The organism is Klebsiella sp. K5-45 (genome assembly GCF_030128605.1).
Taxonomy (GTDB): domain Bacteria; phylum Pseudomonadota; class Gammaproteobacteria; order Enterobacterales; family Enterobacteriaceae; genus Klebsiella; species Klebsiella quasipneumoniae.
The window spans coordinates 79567-99032 of sequence record NZ_JAKUZW010000013.1 but is presented as its reverse complement, the minus strand read 5'-3'; the positions used below and the strand labels follow the sequence as shown (position 1 = coordinate 99032).

The following is a 19466-nucleotide window of genomic DNA, read 5'->3' as shown; positions in this document are numbered from 1 at the left end:
GAGTGCCCACACAGATTGTCTGATAAATTGTTAAAGAGCAGTGCCGCTTCGTTTTTCGCTGCGGCGCGGGGTGTGCATATTACGCTTTCCCGCTGCAGAGTCAAGCATTTATTTTTGCTTTTCTCTGTCGGTTTTCAGCGCTGAACTTCATCGCCGAAACCCTGCTGACCCGGCGGCTCGCTTGCCGTTGTTCCGTGTCAGTGGAGGCGCATTATAGGGAGTTCTGAGACGTTGACAAGCCCTGTTTTCAAAAAATTATTCAACCGTCTCTTTTTTGTGCAAAACGCCGTTAAAGCGGTAATTTTTCCAGCGTCGAGAAGCCATAGCGATGCAAAACGGGTAAAAGTTGTTCCGTTTCTGCCGTCAACGCCATGCAGAATGCTTTATTCTCGTCGCTGGACTTCGCATCCGGCGCTTCATGCTCTAACAGCCAGGCGGTGCGACGGGCAATCGCCGCGCCGGAATCAATCAGCCGCGTGCCTTCCGGCAGAACGCGCTGCAGCTCCTCCTGTAAAAGAGGAAAATGGGTGCAGCCCAGCACCACCGTATCCGGCGGCTCCTGCATCCGCAGCCACGGTCGCAGGATACGGCGCAGCTCTTCTAACGGCACAGGCTCGCCGTGCAGCTTCGCTTCCGCCAGCTCCACCAGCTCCGCCGACCCCAGCATCTCAATCCGACATTCATTGGCAAAGCGGTCGATCAGCTCACGGGTATAAGGACGCTTTACGGTACCGCGCGTCGCCAGCAGACCAACAATGCCGTTCGCCGTTAAGCGGGCGGCGGGCTTGATCGCCGGCACCACGCCAACAACGGGGAAGGCGAACTTTTCACGCAGGGCAGGCAGGGAGACGGTACTGGCGGTATTGCAGGCGATCACCGCCAGCGCCAGGGGATAACGCTGCTGGACAGCGGTGACGATTTCCACAACGCGCTCAACGATAAACTCCTCGCTCTTCTCGCCATAGGGGAAGGCAACGTTATCGAAAGCATAGATGTAATGCAGATTCGGCAGCAGCTGCCGAATCTCATTATAAACCGACAACCCACCGACGCCGGAATCAAACACCAGCACGGTGGGACGTGGATCAGAAGGTGTAGCTGCCAGACAAGGTGTATTCCCGTCCTGCAGATTGGTAGCCATAAACTGTCTCGTAATCTTTATCGAACAGGTTGGCTATTTTACCACGAACTGTCAGGTGTGAGGTGACGGGATACGATAAACCGACATCCCAGAGGCTCAACCCACCCATATTGACGGTACGCGAATTGTCGTAATCATAATCGTAGCGCTTGCCGATGTAGTGATACGTCACATCCCACCCCAGATCGTAGACCTGGCCGTTCAGCTCGTATTTCACCTGCTGCTTCGCCCGGCGATAGAGGATCTTGTTAGTTTCATCATCGCGAGGGTCAACATACTGCAGCGTCAGATGGTGCTCCACCGGCCCTGTGGTGACATTTCCCGTCCACTCCAGCCCCTTGATCGTCGCCGACTTGACGTTGTAATAGGCGTTGTTGTCGTAATCGATGAGGTTTTGAATCTCATAGCGATACGCGGAGAGACGCCAGTCGACCGGCCCCGTTAACCCTTCAAGGCCCGCTTCCCACTGCTTCGACTCCTCTGGCTTCAGGTTCGGGTTAGAGGCGATGCCAAAGCGTTCTGCGCCATACTGCTGCCCGAGGGAGGGGGCGAGGAATCCTGTGCCGTACGAGAGCGTTGTCCGATAACCGTCGATAAATTCCCAGCCTGCCGCCGTCTGCCAGGTACCGTGCCAGCCAAACTGCTCGTCATGATCCTCACGGCCGGAAGCTTCCAGCGTCACGCTGTCAATCTGCTGCTGGCCCGTCAGATAAAGACCGGTGGTATCGCGCTTATACACGTCGGTACTGGTCGTTCCGCTGGATTTCAGCTTCTCCTGTTTCCAGTCTACGCCGCCGCTCACCGCGCCATGGCCCACCACAACATTATTTCCCCACTGGATATAGCGCTGTTCCATATCATCCAGGGTGGTGCCCGCGGCATAGCGGCCAGCGTCGCTGCTGTAGTTGTAATCTTTAATACGCTGATAGTTCGCAATCAGCTGGGAGGAGTAAATTCCGGAGTGGTAGTGCAGACCGGTATCCCAGGATTGGGTATAGGACTGATTTTCATCGTTTCCACCTGCGTAGCCCCAGTTACCCTGGTCATAGTCAGCATTGGCGGAATAACCATAGCCGCGGAAGAATCCCGAGAAGTTATCATCGAACTGATGCTGTACCCCTCCCCACAGCATTTTATTGCGGTAGCCGTCGCGATCGCTGTCGCCGCTATAAGAGGAGTTCGGCTGGACGTTAAACCCTTTGGTGGTCTGATAGGCGCCGGCAGCGGTAACCAGCGTATCGCCAAACCGCTTGTTGAAGGCGCCATCATAGGACTGATAGCCGTTCGTTCCCGCGCCGGCGTTGATCTGCGAACGCTCAGCGTCGGTCATGGTGATAATGTTCACCACCCCGCCGATCGCTCCGGAGCCATACACCGCGGAGCGCGGGCCGCGGATATATTCCACCCGCTGGACCAGAGAGATAGGGATCTGACTGATATCCACGCCGTTGGAGATCCCCGGACGCGCCATCGGCACACCGTCGATCAGCACCAGCACGTGGCGAGCCTCCGTCCCCCGAACATACAGCGAAGCGCTCTGCCCCATGCCGCCGTTGCGGGCAATATCGACCCCGGGAAGACGACGCATGACATCGTTTAAATCTTTGGACTGCCAGCGGTCGATGTCATCGCGCGTCACTATATCGGTCGGCGCCAGCACGGTATTGACCGGCTGTTGAAAACGGTTTGCTGTCACCACCAACGTATCTGAATTGCTATCCTGCGCCCAGCCGGAAAATGCCGTGACGGATAAGGCCGTCATCAGCGAAGCTTTTTTAATCATTGTAAAAGCATCCGAAACAGAAAAAGGATGCCGCAGGTTTTATCAGTTGCTCGCGACGATAAAACCCAGTGCGACGTATTCCGGCAGGTCTTCGGGCTTGGAGGCTGTTTCAAGAAATAATGACTTCCCACGGCTAACCGCAGTGTCTGCACCGAGTGCGCTCATTTCTCACCTTCCTTACCGCTGCGCGTCAGCCCCAGATTTCCACTGGGTTCCCTTTTAACTCACAGGACCGGTAGGCAAATGCTACAATCAGAATCATATAGATGTCCAGACTGCTAATTATATTTCCCGCGGCATTCGAGGCTGGACATCCCCGGCGCTTTCCCTACAATCCCCGCGTACTTATTTTATTCAGGATACATCATGACCCCCGAACACCTTCCTACCGAACAATACGAAGCGCAACTGGCAGAAAAAGTCGTCCGTTTGCAAACCATGATGGCGCCTTTTGCCGCGCCGGTTCCGGAAGTGTTTCGTTCGCCGGTCAGCCACTACCGTATGCGCGCCGAGTTCCGTCTGTGGCACGATGGCGACGACCTGTACCATATAATTTTCGATCAGCAGACCCGGTCGCGGATTCGCGTTGACAGCTTCCCGGCCGCCAGCGCGCTCATCAATCAGCTGATGACCGCCATGCTGGAGGGCGTACGCAACAATCCCGTGCTGCGCCATAAGCTGTTCCAGATTGACTATCTGACCACCCTCAGCAATCAGGCGGTCGTCTCGCTGCTGTATCATAAAAAACTCGATGATGCCTGGCGTGAGCAAGCGGAGGCGCTGCGTGACGCCCTGCGAGCCCAGGGGCTCAATGTGCATCTCATTGGTCGGGCGACCAAAACTAAAATCGAGCTCGATCAGGATTATATAGATGAACGTCTGCCGGTTGGCGGTCGGGAGATGATCTACCGTCAGGTGGAAAACAGCTTTACCCAACCGAACGCGGCAATGAACATTCAAATGCTGGAGTGGGCGCTGGATGTCACCAAAGGAGCGACCGGCGACCTGCTGGAATTGTACTGCGGCAACGGTAACTTCTCGCTGGCGCTGGCGCGTAATTTCGATCGCGTCCTGGCCACCGAAATCGCCAAACCGTCGGTGGCGGCGGCGCAGTACAACATAGCCGCCAACCATATCGACAACGTGCAGATTATCCGCATGGCGGCGGAAGAGTTTACTCAGGCGATGAACGGCGTGCGTGAGTTTAACCGGCTGCAGGGTATCGATCTGCAAAGCTATCAGTGCGAGACGATTTTCGTTGATCCGCCGCGTAGCGGGCTGGACAGTGAAACGGAAAAAATGGTGCAGGCCTATCCGCGTATTCTGTACATTTCGTGCAACCCGGAAACGCTGTGCCGCAATCTGGAAACGCTAAGCCAGACGCATAATGTTACCCGGCTGGCGCTGTTCGACCAGTTCCCGTATACCCATCACATGGAATGCGGCGTGCTGTTGACCCGGAAATAGGCCAAAAAAAACCGGCAACGTCATATTGCCGGTTTTTTATCACTGGCGGCTTATTCGGCTGCCGTATTTTTGCGGTTACGCATCTTGTAGCCGATCCAGAAGACCATCGCGACGGACAGAACGGCCGGGAAGAAGTTAGAGCCGATATCAGGGTACTCCGCACGCACGACGGTGCTGTACAACAGCACCCCGAGAATAAAAAAGGCGGCGGCGAGGCCCGGTAGCCCGACGGGCATACTGCGATTCTGATAGCGCTGATGCAGACAGTAGACCGTCAGCAGCAGGGATAAGATGGGGAAGACGGAAAACGGAACTATCGAACTGAACAGCGCCGCAAAGGCGCCATTAATAGATAACCCGGCAATCAGCGCCAGCAGCAGCGTACCTTTATCTTGAACTGAGTGTTTCATTGCTCGTCCTTCACGTTATTCGGAATGATGTGACATTTTTTCTTGTTCACGGCGATACCAGTAATACGCGCCTTTAGAGATCATTCTGAGCTGCAGTACCAACCGTTCTTCCAGCTGTCGGCGCTGTTCAGGGCCGACATCCAGCGCTTCCGCGCCAGCGCTAAAAACGATGGTGACCATAGCTTCAGCCTGCGCTTCGGTAAAGGCGCGCGGCATATGGTTTTCGAGTTCTAAATAGTCGGCGAGTTCCGCAATAAAGTGCTGGATCTCGCGTGCGACGGCGGCGCGAAACGCCGCAGAAGTTCCCGAGCGCTCGCGCAGCAGCAGGCGGAAGGCGTTCGGGTTGTTACCGATAAACTCCATAAAGGTCGAGACCGAGGTGCGGATCACGCTGCCGCCTTTGGCAATCCGCTGGCGCGCCTGGCGCATCAGCTGGCGCAGCATCAGTCCGCTCTCATCGACCATCGTCAGGCCTAACTCATCGACATCGCGAAAATGACGATAAAAGGACGTCGGCGCGATCCCTGCTTCCCGCGCCACTTCACGCAAACTCAGGCTGGCGAAACTCCGCTCAGCGCTAAGTTGGCTGAATGCCGCTTCCACCAGCGAACGGCGGGTTTTTTCTTTTTGTTGTGCTCTTACGCCCATCACGATGTATGAATCCTTCCAATAGCCCTGCTGGCACTATACCAGAGATTAAAACTAATCGGTTTGCCCTGGATTGTGAATGATTGTTTACGAGCCGTTTCTGCTTTTATGCCGCAAAAAAGCACAACGATAATTGGGTTAAAGCGCAGCGAATGTTATCATCGTGTTTATTTTATGTATAAAACAGGTGAGTAATGCCATGTCACACTCTTGGGATTATGATGCAATAGTGATTGGTTCCGGTCCTGGCGGCGAAGGCGCCGCCATGGGACTGGTGAAACAGGGAGCACGCGTTGCCGTCATCGAGCGCTACCATAATGTCGGCGGCGGTTGCACCCACTGGGGCACCATCCCGTCGAAAGCCCTCCGCCATGCCGTCAGCCGTATTATCGAGTTTAACCAAAACCCCCTCTACAGCGACCACTCCCGCCTTCTTCGCTCTTCTTTCGCCGACATCCTTAACCATGCCGACAGCGTCATCAACCAGCAGACTCATATGCGCCAGGGATTCTATGAGCGCAACCACTGTGAAATTCTGCAGGGCAATGCCCACTTCGTTGATGAGCATACTCTGGCGCTGGAGTGTCATGACGGCACGGTTGAGACGGTGACCGCGGAGAAATTCGTTATCGCCTGCGGATCTCGCCCCTACCATCCGGCGGATGTCGATTTCCACCACCCGCGCATCTATGACAGCGATTCGATTCTCAGCCTGCAGCATGAGCCGCGCCATGTGATCATTTACGGCGCCGGGGTAATCGGTTGTGAATATGCGTCGATCTTCCGCGGCATGGAGGTGAAGGTCGATCTGATCAACACCCGCGATCGTCTGCTGGCCTTCCTCGATCAGGAGATGTCAGATTCGCTCTCTTATCACTTCTGGAACAGCGGCGTGGTCATTCGCCACAACGAGGAGTATGAGAAAATTGAGGGGGTGGATGACGGGGTGATCATGCACCTGAAGTCCGGCAAAAAACTGAAAGCCGATTGCCTGCTGTACGCCAACGGCCGCACCGGCAATACCGACACTCTGGCGCTGGAAAATATCGGTCTGCAGACCGACAGCCGCGGTCAGCTGAAGGTCAACAGCATGTATCAGACCGCCCTTCCGCACATCTATGCGGTTGGGGATGTCATCGGCTATCCGAGCCTCGCCTCCGCGGCGTACGATCAGGGACGCATTGCCGCCCAGGCGCTGGTGAAAGGCGAAGCCTCAGCGCATCTGATTGAAGATATCCCGACCGGGATCTACACCATTCCGGAAATCAGCTCCGTCGGGAAAACCGAGCAGCAGCTGACGGCGATGAAAGTGCCGTATGAGGTGGGTCGCGCTCAGTTTAAACACCTGGCGCGGGCGCAAATCGTTGGCATGAGCGTGGGAACCCTGAAGATCCTGTTCCATCGGGAGACCAAGGAGATCCTCGGCATTCACTGCTTTGGCGAACGCGCAGCCGAAATCATTCACATCGGCCAGGCGATCATGGAGCAGAAAGGTGGTGGTAACACCATTGAGTACTTCGTCAACACCACCTTTAACTACCCGACCATGGCGGAAGCGTACCGGGTTGCCGCGCTGAACGGCTTAAACCGCCTGTTTTAACGCCTTGTCGAAATGGCCATCCATCGTGCCGCGGATGGCCTCCGCCAGATGTTCGTAGCGGCTGCGCAGCGGTGAGCCCGGACGGTAAACCAGACCGATGGTGCGTCTTGGCTCTGGCTTAATGCACGGCAGGTAGACCACGCCATCGCGTTTTCTTTCCTGCGGCACCGCCAGCGCAGGCAGCAGGGTAATACCGCTGCCTGCCGCTACCATATTGCGCAGTGTTTCCAGGCTGGTCGCGCGGAAGTGGGTATCCTCATCCGCCCCCGCTTCAAAGCAGAAGCCCATCGCCTGATCGCGCAGGCAGTGCCCATCCTCCAGCATCAGCAGCTTTTCACCGGCCAGATCCGACATCGGCACCCGATCGCGGTTTGCCCACGGATGATCCTCATAGATAGCCAGCATCATCGGCTCATCGAACAGCGGCACCTCGATAAAGGCCTCGCTCTCTTTGACCAGCGCCAGGATGGCGCAGTCGAGCTTACCGCTGTCGAGCTGAGCCAGCAGCTGATGGGTCTGCGCTTCGTGCAGATACATTTCCAGCTTCGGGAAGGTCTGATGCAGCATCGGAATGATGTGCGGCAGCAGGTACGGGCCAATTGTCGGGATCAGGCCGATATGCAGCGGCCCGGACATGGTTTCCCCTTGTTGGCTTGCCATCTCCTTGAGCACTTTTACTTCGCGTAACACGGTACGCGCCTGATCCACCAGCAACAGCCCCGCCTGGGTAAACAGAACCTTACGGCTGGTGCGCTCCAGCAGCATGACGCCAAGCTCATCCTCCAGCTTGCGGATCTGTCCGCTGAGCGTCGGTTGGCTCACATGGCATGAGTCAGCCGCCCGCCGGAAGTGGCGGTGTTCGGCGAGCGCTACCAGGTATTCAAGATCGCGAATATTCATTATTCATCCTCCATCGCCACGATAGTCCATGGCGATAGATAGCATAGCAACGAACGATTATCCCTATCAAGTTTTCTGTTCAATAATACACCCATAAAGACGGTGAACCTCTGGAAACCACTGGCCCGTCACACTGTTTCTCTACCCGAACAACTAAAGCCAACGTGAACTTTTGCGGACCTTGCGTCCGCTTTTTTTTTTGCATAAAAAACCCGGCGTCGCTGGGCTCGGCCGGGTCAGGGGGGCAGATATCTAAGGATTAGCTCAGACGGGCCTTCGCCTCGCCGATAGCCTGCGCCACCTGCTGCGGCGAGACGCCGCCTTTTGCCGCGCGTTTATCCAGGCAGGACTGCAGCGACAGGATCGGATAAACATCGTCCACAATCACCGGGCTGAATTTCTGCAGATCGGCCAGGGCCAGCGCTTCCAGCGGTTTCCCTTGCGCAATGGCTTCCACCACCGCTTCACCGACAATATGGTGCGCCTCGCGGAACGGTACGCCTTTCGCCACCAGATAATCCGCCAGCTCCGTGGCGTTGGCATAGCCCTGCTGCGCCGCTTCCGCACAGCGCGGACGTTTTACCTGGATGCCATCCAGCACCAGGGTCGCCATATGCAGGCAGTCGAGCCAGGTATCCAGGGCGTCGAAAAGCCCCTCTTTATCTTCCTGCATATCTTTGTTGTAGGCCAGCGGCAGCCCTTTCAGGGTCATCATCATGCCGGTCAGCGCGCCCTGCACGCGACCGCATTTGCCACGGATAAGCTCCAGGGCGTCCGGGTTTTTCTTCTGCGGCATCAGCGAGGAGCCTGAGGTTACGCGGTCGGAAAGCTCGACGAAATTCGCCTCGCCGGAGTTAAAGAAAATCAGATCTTCCGCAAAGCGCGACAGATGCACCATACCGATAGCCGCATCGGAAAGCAGCTCCAGCACATGATCGCGATCGGACACGCTGTCGAGGCTGTTGCGGGTGGCGGAGGCAAAGCCCAGCCAGCCGGCCAGCTGCTCGCGGTCGATCTCATACGCCGTCCCCGCCAGCGCGCCGCAGCCCAGCGGGCTAACGTCGAGGCGCTTCAGCGCGTCCTGCAGGCGGCTTTCGTCGCGCGCCAGCATTTCGACATAGGCCAGACACCAGTGCGCGAACGTCACCGGTTGGGCGCGCTGCAGGTGGGTGTACCCCGGCATCACCGCGTCCTGGTTCTGCTGGGCCGTCTCCACCAGCGCGCTCTGCAGCTGGCGGTTCGCCGACAGCAATTCGACAACGGTATCTTTGCACCACAGTTTAAGATCGGTAGCGACCTGGTCGTTACGGCTGCGGCCGGTATGCAGTTTCTTGCCCAACTGGCCCACTTTGTCGATCAGTTTGCCTTCCACCCAGCTGTGAATATCTTCGGCATCGCTGGCGAGGATTTGCTGCGGATTGGCGCGCACCTCTTCCAGTAGCACATTCAGCGCTTCTTCCAGCTGCTGCTGTTCAGCGGCACTCAGAACGCCGACCGTTACCAGCGCTTTCGACCAGGCGACAGAGCCAACGATATCCTGCTCCGCCAGACGATAGTCGAAGCGCAACGAGTCATTGAACTGTTTAAACCGTTGATCTGCTGCCTGTGTAAAACGCCCGCCCCAAAGTGCCATAACATGCTTCCTTTATTCGTTAGTTCCGCCGGTGGCGTTGTGCCTCCCCGGCCTACGGTCTTGTAAGCCCGGCAGACAACGCGCCGCCGGGCATGAAATCTTAAGCCAGAATACGTGTGCCGATAGGCGTGCCGTTAAACAACGCCGGCAGCTGCTCGGCGTGACGCCAGGAGGCGATGTCCACCGGACGGCCCAGAGCGCGCGCGGCGTCGAGGGCCGCATTCACTTTGACAATCATGCCGTCGGTGATAATCCCCTGCTCGATCAGTTGCTCTGCTTTCTCGGCGGTCATCTCGGCAATGCGCTGCCCTTTACCGTCGAGGATACCGCTGACGTCAGACAGCAGAATCAGATCCGCCCCCAGGGTAGCCGCCAGCGCCGTCGCCGCCTGGTCAGCATTGACGTTCATCAGCTGGCCCTCATCGGTCACGCCGATAGAGCTCACCACCGGCAGGTAACCGCCCGCCAGCAGGGTGTTGATCAGCGTCGGAGAGCCCGGCTGCGCCAGCCCGACATGGCCCAGCTCAGCATCCAGCTGCGTCACCTTCACGCTACCGCCATCGCCGAGGAACAGGCCGACAGAGGCCAGACCGTGCTTTTTCGCCCACGCCAGCAGCGTCTTGTTAGCGGTTCCCGCCAGCGCGCCGGTGATGATGTCGATTTGCTCAGCCGGCGTCACCCGCAGACCATTTTTCTTCTGCACCGGCAGATTGAGCTGCTTCATCAGCTCATCCACCACGCAGCCGCCGCCGTGGACGATAATCAGCGGACGCTGGTGCGCTTCACGGTAATTGACCAGCGCGGTAAACAGACGCTCCAGCGCTTCTTCGCTATCGAGTAATACGCCGCCGAGTTTGATAATTAATGGGTTCATCATCACACCTTAAATAAGAGACTGCGTCTCAGCGAAGCCGAAACGAATATTCGCGCACTGCACCGCCTGCGCTGCGGCGCCTTTCAGCAGATTATCTTCTGCCGCGACGACGATGAGATGATCGTCCTGCACGGCAAAACCGATATCACAGAATGGCAGACCTTCGACGCTTTTCACTGCGGGCACGCCTTTATCATATAAACGTACCAGCGGTTTATCGGCGTAAGCCTGCTGGTAAACCGCCGCGATCTGCGCATGGCCAACGCCCGGCTTCAGGCGGCAGGTAATGGTTTCCAGAATACCGCGTTTAAAATTACCCAGGTGCGGGGTAAAAATCACTTTCGCTCCGAGGTGGCTGGCAATCTCCGGCTGATGACGATGATTAAATATGCCGTACGGCTGCAGGCTGACTTCACAGAAGCTGTTGCCGATCGCGGCTTTGCGTCCCGCGCCGCTCACCCCGCTGGTGGCGTTGATCACTGGCCACTGGTTGAGATCCAGCAGACCGGCATCGATCAGCGGCTTCAGCGACAGCTGCGCCGCCGTTGGGTAGCAGCCAGGCACCGCGATTAACTGCGCTTCTTTAAGCGCATCCGCGCTCCACTCCGCCAGACCATACACCGCCTGTTTGAGCAGGTCGGGATGCTGATGAGTGAAACCATAATATTTTTCGTAGAACGCCCCATCGTTAACGCGGAAGGCACCGGAGAGATCGAACACCACGCAGCCGGCGGCAAGGAACTGCGGCGCCAGATCGTGACTCACTTCGTGCGCGGTGGCGAGAAACACCACGTCCACGCCAGCGCTGAATTCGCTGATATCGGACATCGGCTGCAGCGGCATATCGACAATGCCTTTGAGCTGCGGATGCAGGTCGGGAATTAATTTTCCCGCATCATTGCTTTGCGCGGAGACCGTCAAAGCGGTTATGTTCATATGCGGATGACGATTGATATAGGTCACCAGCTCTGCGCCGGCATAACCACTGGCACCCACAATCAGCGTATTTAACATTGGAAGCGCATCTCCTTACATTCGATGGGTTTTCTTACGCTCAACGATATTGTATTTTTATTCACAATAAATGCATGAATATTGATACTATCACGACCCAAGGTGTGTCAACAATGAAAAACAATTTACCGCCCTTTATCGAGATCTACCGCGCGTTGATCGCCACACCGTCCATCAGCGCGACCGAAGAGGCTCTCGATCAAAGCAATGAGTCTTTAATCAATTTGCTGGCCGGCTGGTTCCGCGATCTCGGCTTCAACGTCGAGGTACAGCCAGTGCCGGATACGCGCCATAAATTCAATCTGCTGGCCAGCACCGGACACGGCGCCGGCGGCCTGCTGCTCGCAGGGCATACCGATACCGTGCCGTTCGATGATGGCCGCTGGACGCGCGACCCGTTCACCCTCACCGAACACGATAACAAGCTCTACGGCCTCGGCACGGCCGATATGAAAGGCTTTTTCGCCTTTATTCTCGACGCCCTGCGCGATGTCGACGTCACCACGCTGAAAAAACCGCTGTATATTCTGGCCACCGCCGACGAAGAGACCAGCATGGCTGGCGCGCGCTATTTTGCCGAAACCACCCAGCTGCGCCCGGACTGCGCCATCATCGGCGAGCCCACCTCCCTGCAGCCAATCCGCGCCCATAAAGGACATATGTCCAACGCGATCCGTATTCAGGGCCAGTCCGGCCACTCCAGCGATCCGGCGCGCGGGGTCAACGCGATCGAGCTGATGCACGACGCCATCGGCCGGATTATGCAGCTGCGCGATCTGCTAAAAGAGCGCTACCACTTCGAGGCGTTCACGGTCCCTTACCCGACCCTCAACCTCGGCGCCATCCATGGCGGCGATGCCTCAAACCGTATCTGCGCCTGCTGTGAACTGCATATGGACATCCGCCCGCTGCCGGGGATGACCCTCAACGACCTTAATGGTCTGCTGGGCGAGGCGCTGGCCCCGGTCAGCGAACGCTGGCCAGGCCGCCTGACGGTCTCGGAGCTGCATCCGCCGATCCCCGGCTATGAGTGCCCACCGGACCATAAGCTGGTGCAGGTGGTTGAGAAACTGCTTGGCGCCCAGACCGACGTGGTGAACTACTGTACCGAAGCGCCGTTTATCCAGACGCTGTGCCCAACGCTGGTTCTCGGCCCGGGCTCGATCAACCAGGCCCATCAGCCTGACGAGTTTCTGGAGACGCGCTTTATCAAGCCGACGCGGGAGCTGATTAGCCAGGTGGTCCACCACTTCTGCTGGCACTAAAATCGCCCTCTTTTTCCGCCCCGTTCTCCCGGGGCGGAACGGTGACGATCGTCACATTTCCATAAGCGATGCTTATCCAGCGCCCCCTGAGTTAAATTTCGCAAATTACGGGTATTTACTCGTTTGCTGAAGCGATTTCGCAGTAATTGACGTGGGGGTATTTACGTGGCTTTATAAAAGACGGGTTGCTTATCCGTTGCTCACGTTCCAGCGCAGCGGATATAACAAAATAAAATGAGATGGGGTGTCTGGGGTAACATGAACGAACAATATTCCGCATTGCGTAGTAATGTCAGTATGCTCGGCAAGGTGCTGGGCGATACCATCAAGGATGCATTGGGAGAAAATATTCTTGATCGTGTCGAAACTATCCGTAAGTTGTCCAAATCTTCACGCGCCGGCAACGAAGCTAACCGCCAGGAGCTGCTGACCACGCTGCAGAATTTGTCTAACGACGAACTGCTGCCGGTAGCCCGTGCCTTCAGCCAGTTCCTGAATCTGGCTAACACCGCTGAGCAGTACCACAGCATTTCGCCGAATGGCGAAGCGGCCAGCAATCCGGAAGTCATTGCGCGTACCCTGAGAAAGCTCAAAGACCAACCCAATCTCAACGAAGAGACCATCAAAAAAGCGGTGGAATCTCTGTCCCTGGAGCTGGTGTTAACCGCCCACCCGACCGAGATCACCCGCCGGACGCTGATCCATAAAATGGTGGAAGTGAACAACTGCCTCAAGCAGCTGGATAACAAAGATATCGCGGACTACGAGCACCACCAGCTGATGCGCCGTCTGCGCCAGCTGATCGCCCAGTCCTGGCATACCGATGAAATTCGTAAGCACCGCCCTTCCCCGGTCGATGAAGCCAAATGGGGCTTCGCGGTGGTGGAAAACAGCCTGTGGGAAGGGGTGCCTAACTACCTGCGCGAGCTGAACGAACAGCTGGAAGCCAACCTCGGCTATCAGTTGCCGGTGGACTTTGTCCCGGTGCGTTTCACTTCGTGGATGGGCGGCGACCGCGACGGCAACCCGAACGTGACCGCCGATATCACCCGCCACGTGCTGCTGCTCAGCCGCTGGAAAGCGACCGATCTGTTCCTTAAAGATGTGCAGGTGCTGATCTCCGAGCTGTCGATGGTGGAGTGTACCGACGAATTGCGCGCCCTGGCCGGCGCCGAGGGCGCTCAGGAACCGTACCGTTATCTGATGAAGAAACTGCGCACTCAGCTGATGGAGACCCAGGCCTGGCTGGAAGCGCGCCTGAAAGGTCAGAAGCTGCCGAAACCGGCGGGACTGATCACGCAGAACGAGCAGCTGTGGGAGCCGCTGTACGCCTGCTATAAATCGCTGCAGGCCTGCGGCATGGGCATTATCGCCAACGGCGAACTGCTCGACACCCTGCGCCGCGTGAAGTCTTTCGGCGTACCGCTGGTGCGTATTGATATCCGTCAGGAAAGCACTCGCCATACCGAAGCGCTGGGCGAAATGACCCGTTACCTCGGGATCGGCGATTACGAAAGCTGGTCAGAAGCCGACAAACAGGCTTTCCTGATCCGCGAACTGAATTCCAAACGTCCGCTGCTGCCGCGCCAGTGGGAGCCGAGCGAAGAGACCCGCGAAGTTCTCGACACCTGCAGAGTGATCGCCGAGGCGCCGCGCGGATCGATCGCCGCCTACGTGATCTCGATGGCCAAAACGCCGTCCGACGTGCTGGCGGTTCACCTGCTGCTGAAAGAGGCCGGGATTGGCTTCGCCCTGCCGGTGGCTCCGCTGTTCGAAACGCTGGACGACCTGAACAACGCCAACGACGTCATGACCCAGTTGCTGAATATCGACTGGTACCGCGGCTTTATCCAGGGCAAACAGATGGTCATGATCGGCTACTCTGATTCCGCGAAAGACGCAGGGGTGATGGCCGCCTCCTGGGCGCAGTACCAGGCGCAGGATGCGTTGATCAAAACCTGTGAGAAAGCCGGGATCGAACTGACGCTGTTCCACGGTCGCGGTGGCTCCATTGGCCGCGGCGGCGCGCCGGCCCACGCCGCGCTCCTCTCGCAGCCGCCGGGAAGCCTGAAAGGCGGCCTGCGCGTTACCGAGCAGGGTGAGATGATCCGCTTTAAGTACGGCCTGCCGGAAGTCACCATCAGCAGCCTGTCGCTCTATACCAGCGCGATCCTCGAAGCCAACCTGCTGCCGCCGCCGGAACCCAAACCGCAGTGGCGCGACATCATGGCCGAGCTGTCCGACGTGTCGTGCAAGATGTATCGCGGCTATGTGCGTGAAAACAAAGATTTCGTACCTTACTTCCGCTCCGCCACTCCGGAGCAGGAGCTGGGCAAACTGCCGCTGGGTTCGCGCCCGGCAAAACGTCGCCCGACCGGCGGCGTCGAGTCGCTGCGCGCCATTCCGTGGATCTTTGCCTGGACCCAGAACCGCCTGATGCTTCCGGCCTGGCTGGGCGCTGGCGCTGCGCTGCAGAAGGTAGTCGAAGGCGGAAAACAGAGTGAACTGGAAGCGATGTGTCGCGACTGGCCGTTCTTCTCCACCCGCCTCGGCATGCTGGAGATGGTTTACTCGAAGGCCGACCTGTGGCTGGCGGAGTATTACGATCAGCGCTTGGTGAAACCGGAGCTGTGGGCGCTGGGTACCGAGCTGCGCAAGCTGCTGGCTGCCGATATCAACGTCGTGCTGGCCATCGCCAACGACTCCCATCTGATGGCTGACCTGCCGTGGATCGCCGAGTCTATCCAGCTGCGTAATATCTATACCGACCCGCTGAACGTCCTGCAGGCGGAACTGCTGCACCGTTCACGCCAGGCTGAAGAAGAGGGCAAAGACCCGGATCCGCGCGTTGAACAAGCGCTGATGGTCACCATCGCCGGCGTCGCCGCCGGTATGCGTAACACCGGCTAATCGATGTCTTTCCCCCGGCCGCCTGGCCGGGGGATTTTTCACCCGTTTTAGTGGTGCAACATCTCATCAACGATCTGTTCTTTATGCAGCGCATACGGATAATAGGTCGGCCAGTTATCCATCTCTTTCAACAACGCTTCCTGTGATTCATTGCCCATGAAAATATGGAAATGCTGCGATTTACGCGGACCAATGATATGGTCGCTGAACTGGACATATTTTGGCGCGTTGGCATCGCCCTGCTGGCACTCGAACAGATAACGTACGCCCTTCTTACCGGAGGCGTAATGCAGAATTTTGTAGCCTGAATAGCGGTATTTGCAGCTGTTGACGGTCTCGCCGACGTGGAACTCAATCACGTCATCTTCAATGCCAATCTGTTCCACATCGGTGGCGTAGCCCTTCTTATAATAGGCGCGATACTCCTCCACGCTCTTGCCGCCGGGCTTTTTCGCCTTCTGCTCCAGCACCGGATCGAGATCGCCGTTGAGCAGATATGGGTTCACCGACTGCCAGACGCCCTCCCAGTCGCTCAGCGCGCGGTCCTGCACATCTTTATCCGCAAAAATGCCTTCGCTGGCCTGACGCTCCACTTCGGTTAGCGCCGGCCCATGGCTATGGTTGCCGTGGGCGAACGCCTGGGCGCTGGCGAGCGCCATGCCGAGTCCCAAGGCCAGCAGGGGGATCTTTCTGGTCATTACTCTCTCCTGAGTTTGCTATCAATAGCGATAAATTGTTACGATATAACATATCGCAAATAAGAAGCAATAGCGACAGGCTGGCGCTTTTACCGCTGGAATAATGTCCGGTATGATGAAAAGGGTGATGCGCGGGGCGGAACAATGATGGACAACGATATCAATCAACTTATTGATGCATTGCTAAAAAAGCAGACCAGCCTCGGCCGGGTTTATTTCGCCGGCGAGACGCGCTCGCCTGCTGAACCGGTGGTGCAGGTTGATTTTCCCCGTCTGAATATCCTCCTCGATGGGCAATTGCGCGACCAGGCGCTCGGCGATAACGCCCCGCCCCTGGAGACCCATGACGTGCTCTATATTCCTGGCGATAGCTGGAACTGCCCACAGTGGCAGGCGCCCTGCCTGCTGTTAAGCATCCTGTTCGCTAAGCAGCAGCTGGAGTGCTCGCTGCAGCGCTGGAATGGCAAGACGATCGCCGTTGTTGAAAAACTACAGGCGCTGCGTCGCGGGCCGCGCGTCGGTTCCTTTCTGCTGCAGGCGCTCAACGAGATCCGGATGCAGCCGCAGGAGCAGCAAACCGCCCGCAGCATCGTCATCAGCCTGCTCAGCCACTGCCATGATCTTCTCGGCAGCCAGGCGCAAACCTCCTCGCGCAGCCAGGCGCTGTTCGAGGCAATCCGTCAGTACATCGAGGTCCATTACCCGGAGCCGCTGAGCCGGGAATCGGTCGCCCAGGCGTTCTATCTCTCTCCTAACTATCTTTCTCATCTGTTCCAGAAATGTGGGCCAATGGGCTTCAATGAATATCTGAACCACATTCGTCTCGAACAGGCCCGTATGCTGCTGAAGGGCCACGATATGAAAGTGAAAGACATCGCCCACGCCTGCGGCTTCGCCGACAGCAACTACTTCTGCCGCCTGTTCCGCAAAACCACGGAACGCTCGCCGTCTGAATACCGCCGCCAGTACCATAGCCAGCTGACGGAAAAATCATCCCCGGCAAAAAACTAGATTTTTGTGTGTTAAACCTGACTTTTGTGCGCGCTATAGTTTCCTCTCATCCCAGGCTGCGTCGATAAATGTGATCTAAATCACCCTTAATCGCGATGCGTACATTTATCCAGTTTTTGGCAAATTTGTCATCTGGCGATCCTTCAAACGAAAGCCGTATGCTTACCTCAACGACAGCACCGAATTAAGCATTGAGGAAAACACTATGGAACTCTATCTGGATACCGCCAACGTCGCCGAAGTGGAACGCCTGGCCCGCATCTACCCGCTGGCCGGGGTGACCACCAACCCGAGCATTATCGCCGCCGGAAAAACACCGGTCTGGGATGTACTGCCGCGCTTGCAAAAAGCCGTTGGCCCGGAAGGGATTCTGTTTGCGCAGACCATGAGCCGCGATGCGCAGGGCATGGTGGCAGAAGCCAAACGCCTGAGCAACGCCGTGCCGGGCATCGTGGTCAAAATCCCGGTCACCGCCGAAGGCCTCGCCGCTATCAAGCTGCTGAAGAAGGAAGGCATCCCAACCCTTGGCACCGCCGTCTACAGCGCCTCACAGGGTCTGCTGGCCGCGCTGGCCGGCGCAAAGTACGTCGCGCCTTACGTTAACCGCGTCGACGCTCAGGGCGGGGACGGCATCCGCATGGTGCAGGAGCTGCAATCCCTGCTGGAAATGCATGCGCCCGAAAGCAAAGTGCTGGCGGCGAGCTTCAAAACGCCCCGTCAGGCACTGGATTGCCTGCTGGCTGGCTGCGAAGCCATCACCCTTCCACTAGATGTAGCGCAACAAATGCTCGGCACCCCTGCGGTAGAGTCAGCCATAGAGAAGTTTGAACAGGACTGGAATAACGCCTTTGGCACGCTGAACCTGTAACCGGACCCGCGCGCCGCCTGCGGGCGGCATCACGGTCATCGAGGAGGAATCGTAATGGATCGCATTATTCAATCACCAGGCAAATACATTCAGGGCGCAGGCACCATCAAGCGCCTTGGCGACTATCTGAAACCGCTGGCCGAACGCTGGCTGGTCGTTGGCGATAAATTCGTGCTGGGATTCGCGGAAGAGATGCTACGCAAAAGCCTGGCCGATGCCGGCCTGGCGGCGGAAATCGCGCCGTTTGGCGGTGAATGTTCGCATAATGAAATCAATCGCCTGCGCGATATCGCCGGCAGTGCGAAATGCACCGCCGTGCTGGGGATCGGCGGTGGTAAAACCCTGGATACCGCGAAAGCGCTGGCCCATTTTATGAAGGTGCCGGTGGCGATCGCCCCCACCATCGCCTCCACCGATGCGCCGTGCAGCGCGCTGTCGGTGATTTACACCGACGAAGGGGAGTTCGACAGCTATCTGATGCTACCGCACAACCCTAACATGGTCATTGTCGATACGCAGATCGTTGCCGGCGCGCCGGCTCGCCTGCTGGCAGCCGGAATTGGCGATGCGCTGGCCACCTGGTTCGAAGCCCGCGCCTGCTCACGCAGCGGCGCCACCACCATGGCGGGCGGGAAATGCACCCAGGCGGCGCTGGCGCTGGCCGAGCTGTGCTACAACACCTTACTCGAAGAGGGTGAAAAAGCGATGCTGGCCGCCGAACAGCACGTGGTCACTCCGGCGCTGGAGCGGGTGGTGGAAGCCAACACCTATCTGAGCGGCGTCGGTTTTGAAAGCGGTGGCCTGGCGGCAGCCCACGCGATTCATAACGGCATGACGGCCATCCCTGACGCTCACCACTATTATCACGGTGAAAAAGTGGCGTTCGGCACCCTGACGCAGCTGGTGCTGGAAAACGCGCCGGTGGAAGAGATCGAGACCGTCGCCGCGCTATGTCACAGCGTTGGGCTGCCGATCACCCTGGCGCAGCTGGATATCAAAGGCGACATCCCGACCAAAATGCGCCTGGTGGCGGAAGCCGCCTGCGCTGAAGGCGAAACCATTCACAATATGCCGGGCGGGGTTAACTCCGACCAGGTCTACGCCGCGCTGCTGGTCGCCGACCAATATGGCCAGCGCTTCCTGCAGGAATGGGAATAATCCAGAGCAAAACAAAACACCCGGCGTCAGCCGGGTGTTTTTTATGTTTATCTGCCGGACGTGTCGCCCACTGGCGGCGGAAACGG

Annotated in this window: 16 protein-coding genes and 1 riboswitch; of the genes, 7 read left to right on the top strand and 9 right to left on the bottom strand. The window is 57.6% G+C overall.

Annotated features, from left to right (window positions below):
* Window positions 1-289: 289 nt before the first annotated feature.
* On the bottom strand, window positions 290-1141 hold the full coding sequence (gene murI / locus MKS11_RS23310) for a glutamate racemase (protein ID WP_023291541.1): 852 nt from the start codon (window positions 1139-1141) through the stop codon (window positions 290-292).
* On the bottom strand, window positions 1086-2924 hold the full coding sequence (gene btuB, locus MKS11_RS23305; RefSeq protein WP_004203694.1) for a TonB-dependent vitamin B12 receptor BtuB: 1839 nt from the start codon (window positions 2922-2924) through the stop codon (window positions 1086-1088). Before btuB ends, murI begins: the two co-directional genes overlap by 56 nt.
* A 64-nt stretch (window positions 2925-2988) precedes the next feature.
* A riboswitch (cobalamin riboswitch) is annotated at window positions 2989-3176 on the bottom strand.
* A gap of 114 nt (window positions 3177-3290) precedes the next feature.
* On the opposite strand from btuB, the gene trmA reads away from it, so the two are divergent.
* Window positions 3291-4391 (top strand): tRNA (uridine(54)-C5)-methyltransferase TrmA, encoded by a 1101-nt coding sequence (gene trmA, locus MKS11_RS23300; protein ID WP_004203692.1) that lies wholly within the window; start codon window positions 3291-3293, stop codon window positions 4389-4391.
* Between the two features lie 50 nt (window positions 4392-4441).
* On the opposite strand, the gene MKS11_RS23295 is transcribed toward trmA, so the two are convergent.
* On the bottom strand, window positions 4442-4801 hold the full coding sequence (locus MKS11_RS23295; RefSeq protein WP_004203691.1) for a YijD family membrane protein: 360 nt from the start codon (window positions 4799-4801) through the stop codon (window positions 4442-4444).
* A 15-nt stretch (window positions 4802-4816) separates the two neighbouring features.
* Complete coding sequence (gene fabR / locus MKS11_RS23290; RefSeq protein ID WP_004151856.1) at window positions 4817-5452, bottom strand: HTH-type transcriptional repressor FabR; 636 nt, start codon at window positions 5450-5452, stop codon at window positions 4817-4819.
* A 196-nt stretch (window positions 5453-5648) separates the two neighbouring features.
* Between fabR and sthA the strand changes: the two genes are divergently transcribed.
* Entirely contained in the window at window positions 5649-7049 is a 1401-nt protein-coding gene (gene sthA / locus MKS11_RS23285; protein ID WP_002883016.1) for a Si-specific NAD(P)(+) transhydrogenase, read from the top strand.
* On the opposite strand, the gene oxyR is transcribed toward sthA, so the two are convergent.
* The 4 genes from oxyR to argC all read right to left on the bottom strand — a co-directional run bounded on the left by oxyR (window position 7032) and on the right by argC (window position 11470).
* On the bottom strand, window positions 7032-7949 hold the full coding sequence (gene oxyR / locus MKS11_RS23280; RefSeq protein WP_002883015.1) for a DNA-binding transcriptional regulator OxyR: 918 nt from the start codon (window positions 7947-7949) through the stop codon (window positions 7032-7034). The two genes, sthA and oxyR, sit on opposite strands and share 18 nt — an antisense overlap.
* Window positions 7950-8208: 259 nt before the next feature.
* The gene (argH, locus tag MKS11_RS23275) at window positions 8209-9582 is read right to left on the bottom strand and encodes an argininosuccinate lyase (RefSeq protein ID WP_064187991.1); all 1374 of its coding nucleotides are present in this window, start codon (window positions 9580-9582) and stop codon (window positions 8209-8211) included.
* A gap of 100 nt (window positions 9583-9682) precedes the next feature.
* A complete protein-coding gene (gene argB / locus MKS11_RS23270) occupies window positions 9683-10459 on the bottom strand; it encodes an acetylglutamate kinase (protein WP_087771191.1) in 777 nt (258 codons plus the stop codon).
* A 6-nt stretch (window positions 10460-10465) separates the two neighbouring features.
* The gene (gene argC / locus MKS11_RS23265; protein WP_087771192.1) at window positions 10466-11470 is read right to left on the bottom strand and encodes an N-acetyl-gamma-glutamyl-phosphate reductase; all 1005 of its coding nucleotides are present in this window, start codon (window positions 11468-11470) and stop codon (window positions 10466-10468) included.
* Between the two features lie 113 nt (window positions 11471-11583).
* Between argC and argE the strand changes: the two genes are divergently transcribed.
* Together argE and ppc are read left to right on the top strand one after the other, a co-directional pair.
* The gene (argE, locus tag MKS11_RS23260) at window positions 11584-12735 is read left to right on the top strand and encodes an acetylornithine deacetylase (RefSeq protein ID WP_004203688.1); all 1152 of its coding nucleotides are present in this window, start codon (window positions 11584-11586) and stop codon (window positions 12733-12735) included.
* A 258-nt stretch (window positions 12736-12993) separates the two neighbouring features.
* Window positions 12994-15645, top strand: coding sequence for a phosphoenolpyruvate carboxylase (gene ppc, locus MKS11_RS23255; protein ID WP_017899812.1), 2652 nt, complete (start codon window positions 12994-12996; stop codon window positions 15643-15645).
* 47 nt (window positions 15646-15692) lie between these two features.
* Here the strand turns inward: ppc and zinT are convergent, their stop codons facing one another.
* A complete protein-coding gene (gene zinT, locus MKS11_RS23250; protein WP_004203686.1) occupies window positions 15693-16343 on the bottom strand; it encodes a metal-binding protein ZinT in 651 nt (216 codons plus the stop codon).
* 69 nt (window positions 16344-16412) lie between these two features.
* Here zinT and MKS11_RS23245 point away from each other — a divergent pair, with 69 nt between their 5' ends.
* The 3 genes from MKS11_RS23245 to MKS11_RS23235 all read left to right on the top strand — a co-directional run bounded on the left by MKS11_RS23245 (window position 16413) and on the right by MKS11_RS23235 (window position 19380).
* Window positions 16413-17354 (top strand): AraC family transcriptional regulator, encoded by a 942-nt coding sequence (locus MKS11_RS23245; protein ID WP_226549981.1) that lies wholly within the window; start codon window positions 16413-16415, stop codon window positions 17352-17354.
* Window positions 17355-17559: 205 nt separating this feature from the next.
* The gene (gene fsa, locus MKS11_RS23240; protein ID WP_004203684.1) at window positions 17560-18222 is read left to right on the top strand and encodes a fructose-6-phosphate aldolase; all 663 of its coding nucleotides are present in this window, start codon (window positions 17560-17562) and stop codon (window positions 18220-18222) included.
* A 54-nt stretch (window positions 18223-18276) separates the two neighbouring features.
* The gene (locus MKS11_RS23235) at window positions 18277-19380 is read left to right on the top strand and encodes a glycerol dehydrogenase (RefSeq protein WP_217312163.1); all 1104 of its coding nucleotides are present in this window, start codon (window positions 18277-18279) and stop codon (window positions 19378-19380) included.
* Window positions 19381-19466 lie beyond the last annotated feature (86 nt).

What these genes read in the sequence shown, in the direction of transcription:
- argB (WP_087771191.1), bottom strand. Translation starts at nt 10,459, where the DNA reads ATGATGAACCCATTAATTATCAAACTCGGCGGCGTATTACTCGATAGC.
- MKS11_RS23295 (WP_004203691.1), bottom strand. Translation starts at nt 4,801, where the DNA reads ATGAAACACTCAGTTCAAGATAAAGGTACGCTGCTGCTGGCGCTGATT.
- oxyR (WP_002883015.1), bottom strand. Translation starts at nt 7,949, where the DNA reads ATGAATATTCGCGATCTTGAATACCTGGTAGCGCTCGCCGAACACCGC.
- argE (WP_004203688.1), top strand. Translation starts at nt 11,584, where the DNA reads ATGAAAAACAATTTACCGCCCTTTATCGAGATCTACCGCGCGTTGATC.
- murI (WP_023291541.1), bottom strand. Translation starts at nt 1,141, where the DNA reads ATGGCTACCAATCTGCAGGACGGGAATACACCTTGTCTGGCAGCTACA.
- btuB (WP_004203694.1), bottom strand. Translation starts at nt 2,924, where the DNA reads ATGATTAAAAAAGCTTCGCTGATGACGGCCTTATCCGTCACGGCATTT.
- argC (WP_087771192.1), bottom strand. Translation starts at nt 11,470, where the DNA reads ATGTTAAATACGCTGATTGTGGGTGCCAGTGGTTATGCCGGCGCAGAG.
- zinT (WP_004203686.1), bottom strand. Translation starts at nt 16,343, where the DNA reads ATGACCAGAAAGATCCCCCTGCTGGCCTTGGGACTCGGCATGGCGCTC.
- MKS11_RS23235 (WP_217312163.1), top strand. Translation starts at nt 18,277, where the DNA reads ATGGATCGCATTATTCAATCACCAGGCAAATACATTCAGGGCGCAGGC.
- ppc (WP_017899812.1), top strand. Translation starts at nt 12,994, where the DNA reads ATGAACGAACAATATTCCGCATTGCGTAGTAATGTCAGTATGCTCGGC.
- trmA (WP_004203692.1), top strand. Translation starts at nt 3,291, where the DNA reads ATGACCCCCGAACACCTTCCTACCGAACAATACGAAGCGCAACTGGCA.
- argH (WP_064187991.1), bottom strand. Translation starts at nt 9,582, where the DNA reads ATGGCACTTTGGGGCGGGCGTTTTACACAGGCAGCAGATCAACGGTTT.
- fsa (WP_004203684.1), top strand. Translation starts at nt 17,560, where the DNA reads ATGGAACTCTATCTGGATACCGCCAACGTCGCCGAAGTGGAACGCCTG.
- sthA (WP_002883016.1), top strand. Translation starts at nt 5,649, where the DNA reads ATGTCACACTCTTGGGATTATGATGCAATAGTGATTGGTTCCGGTCCT.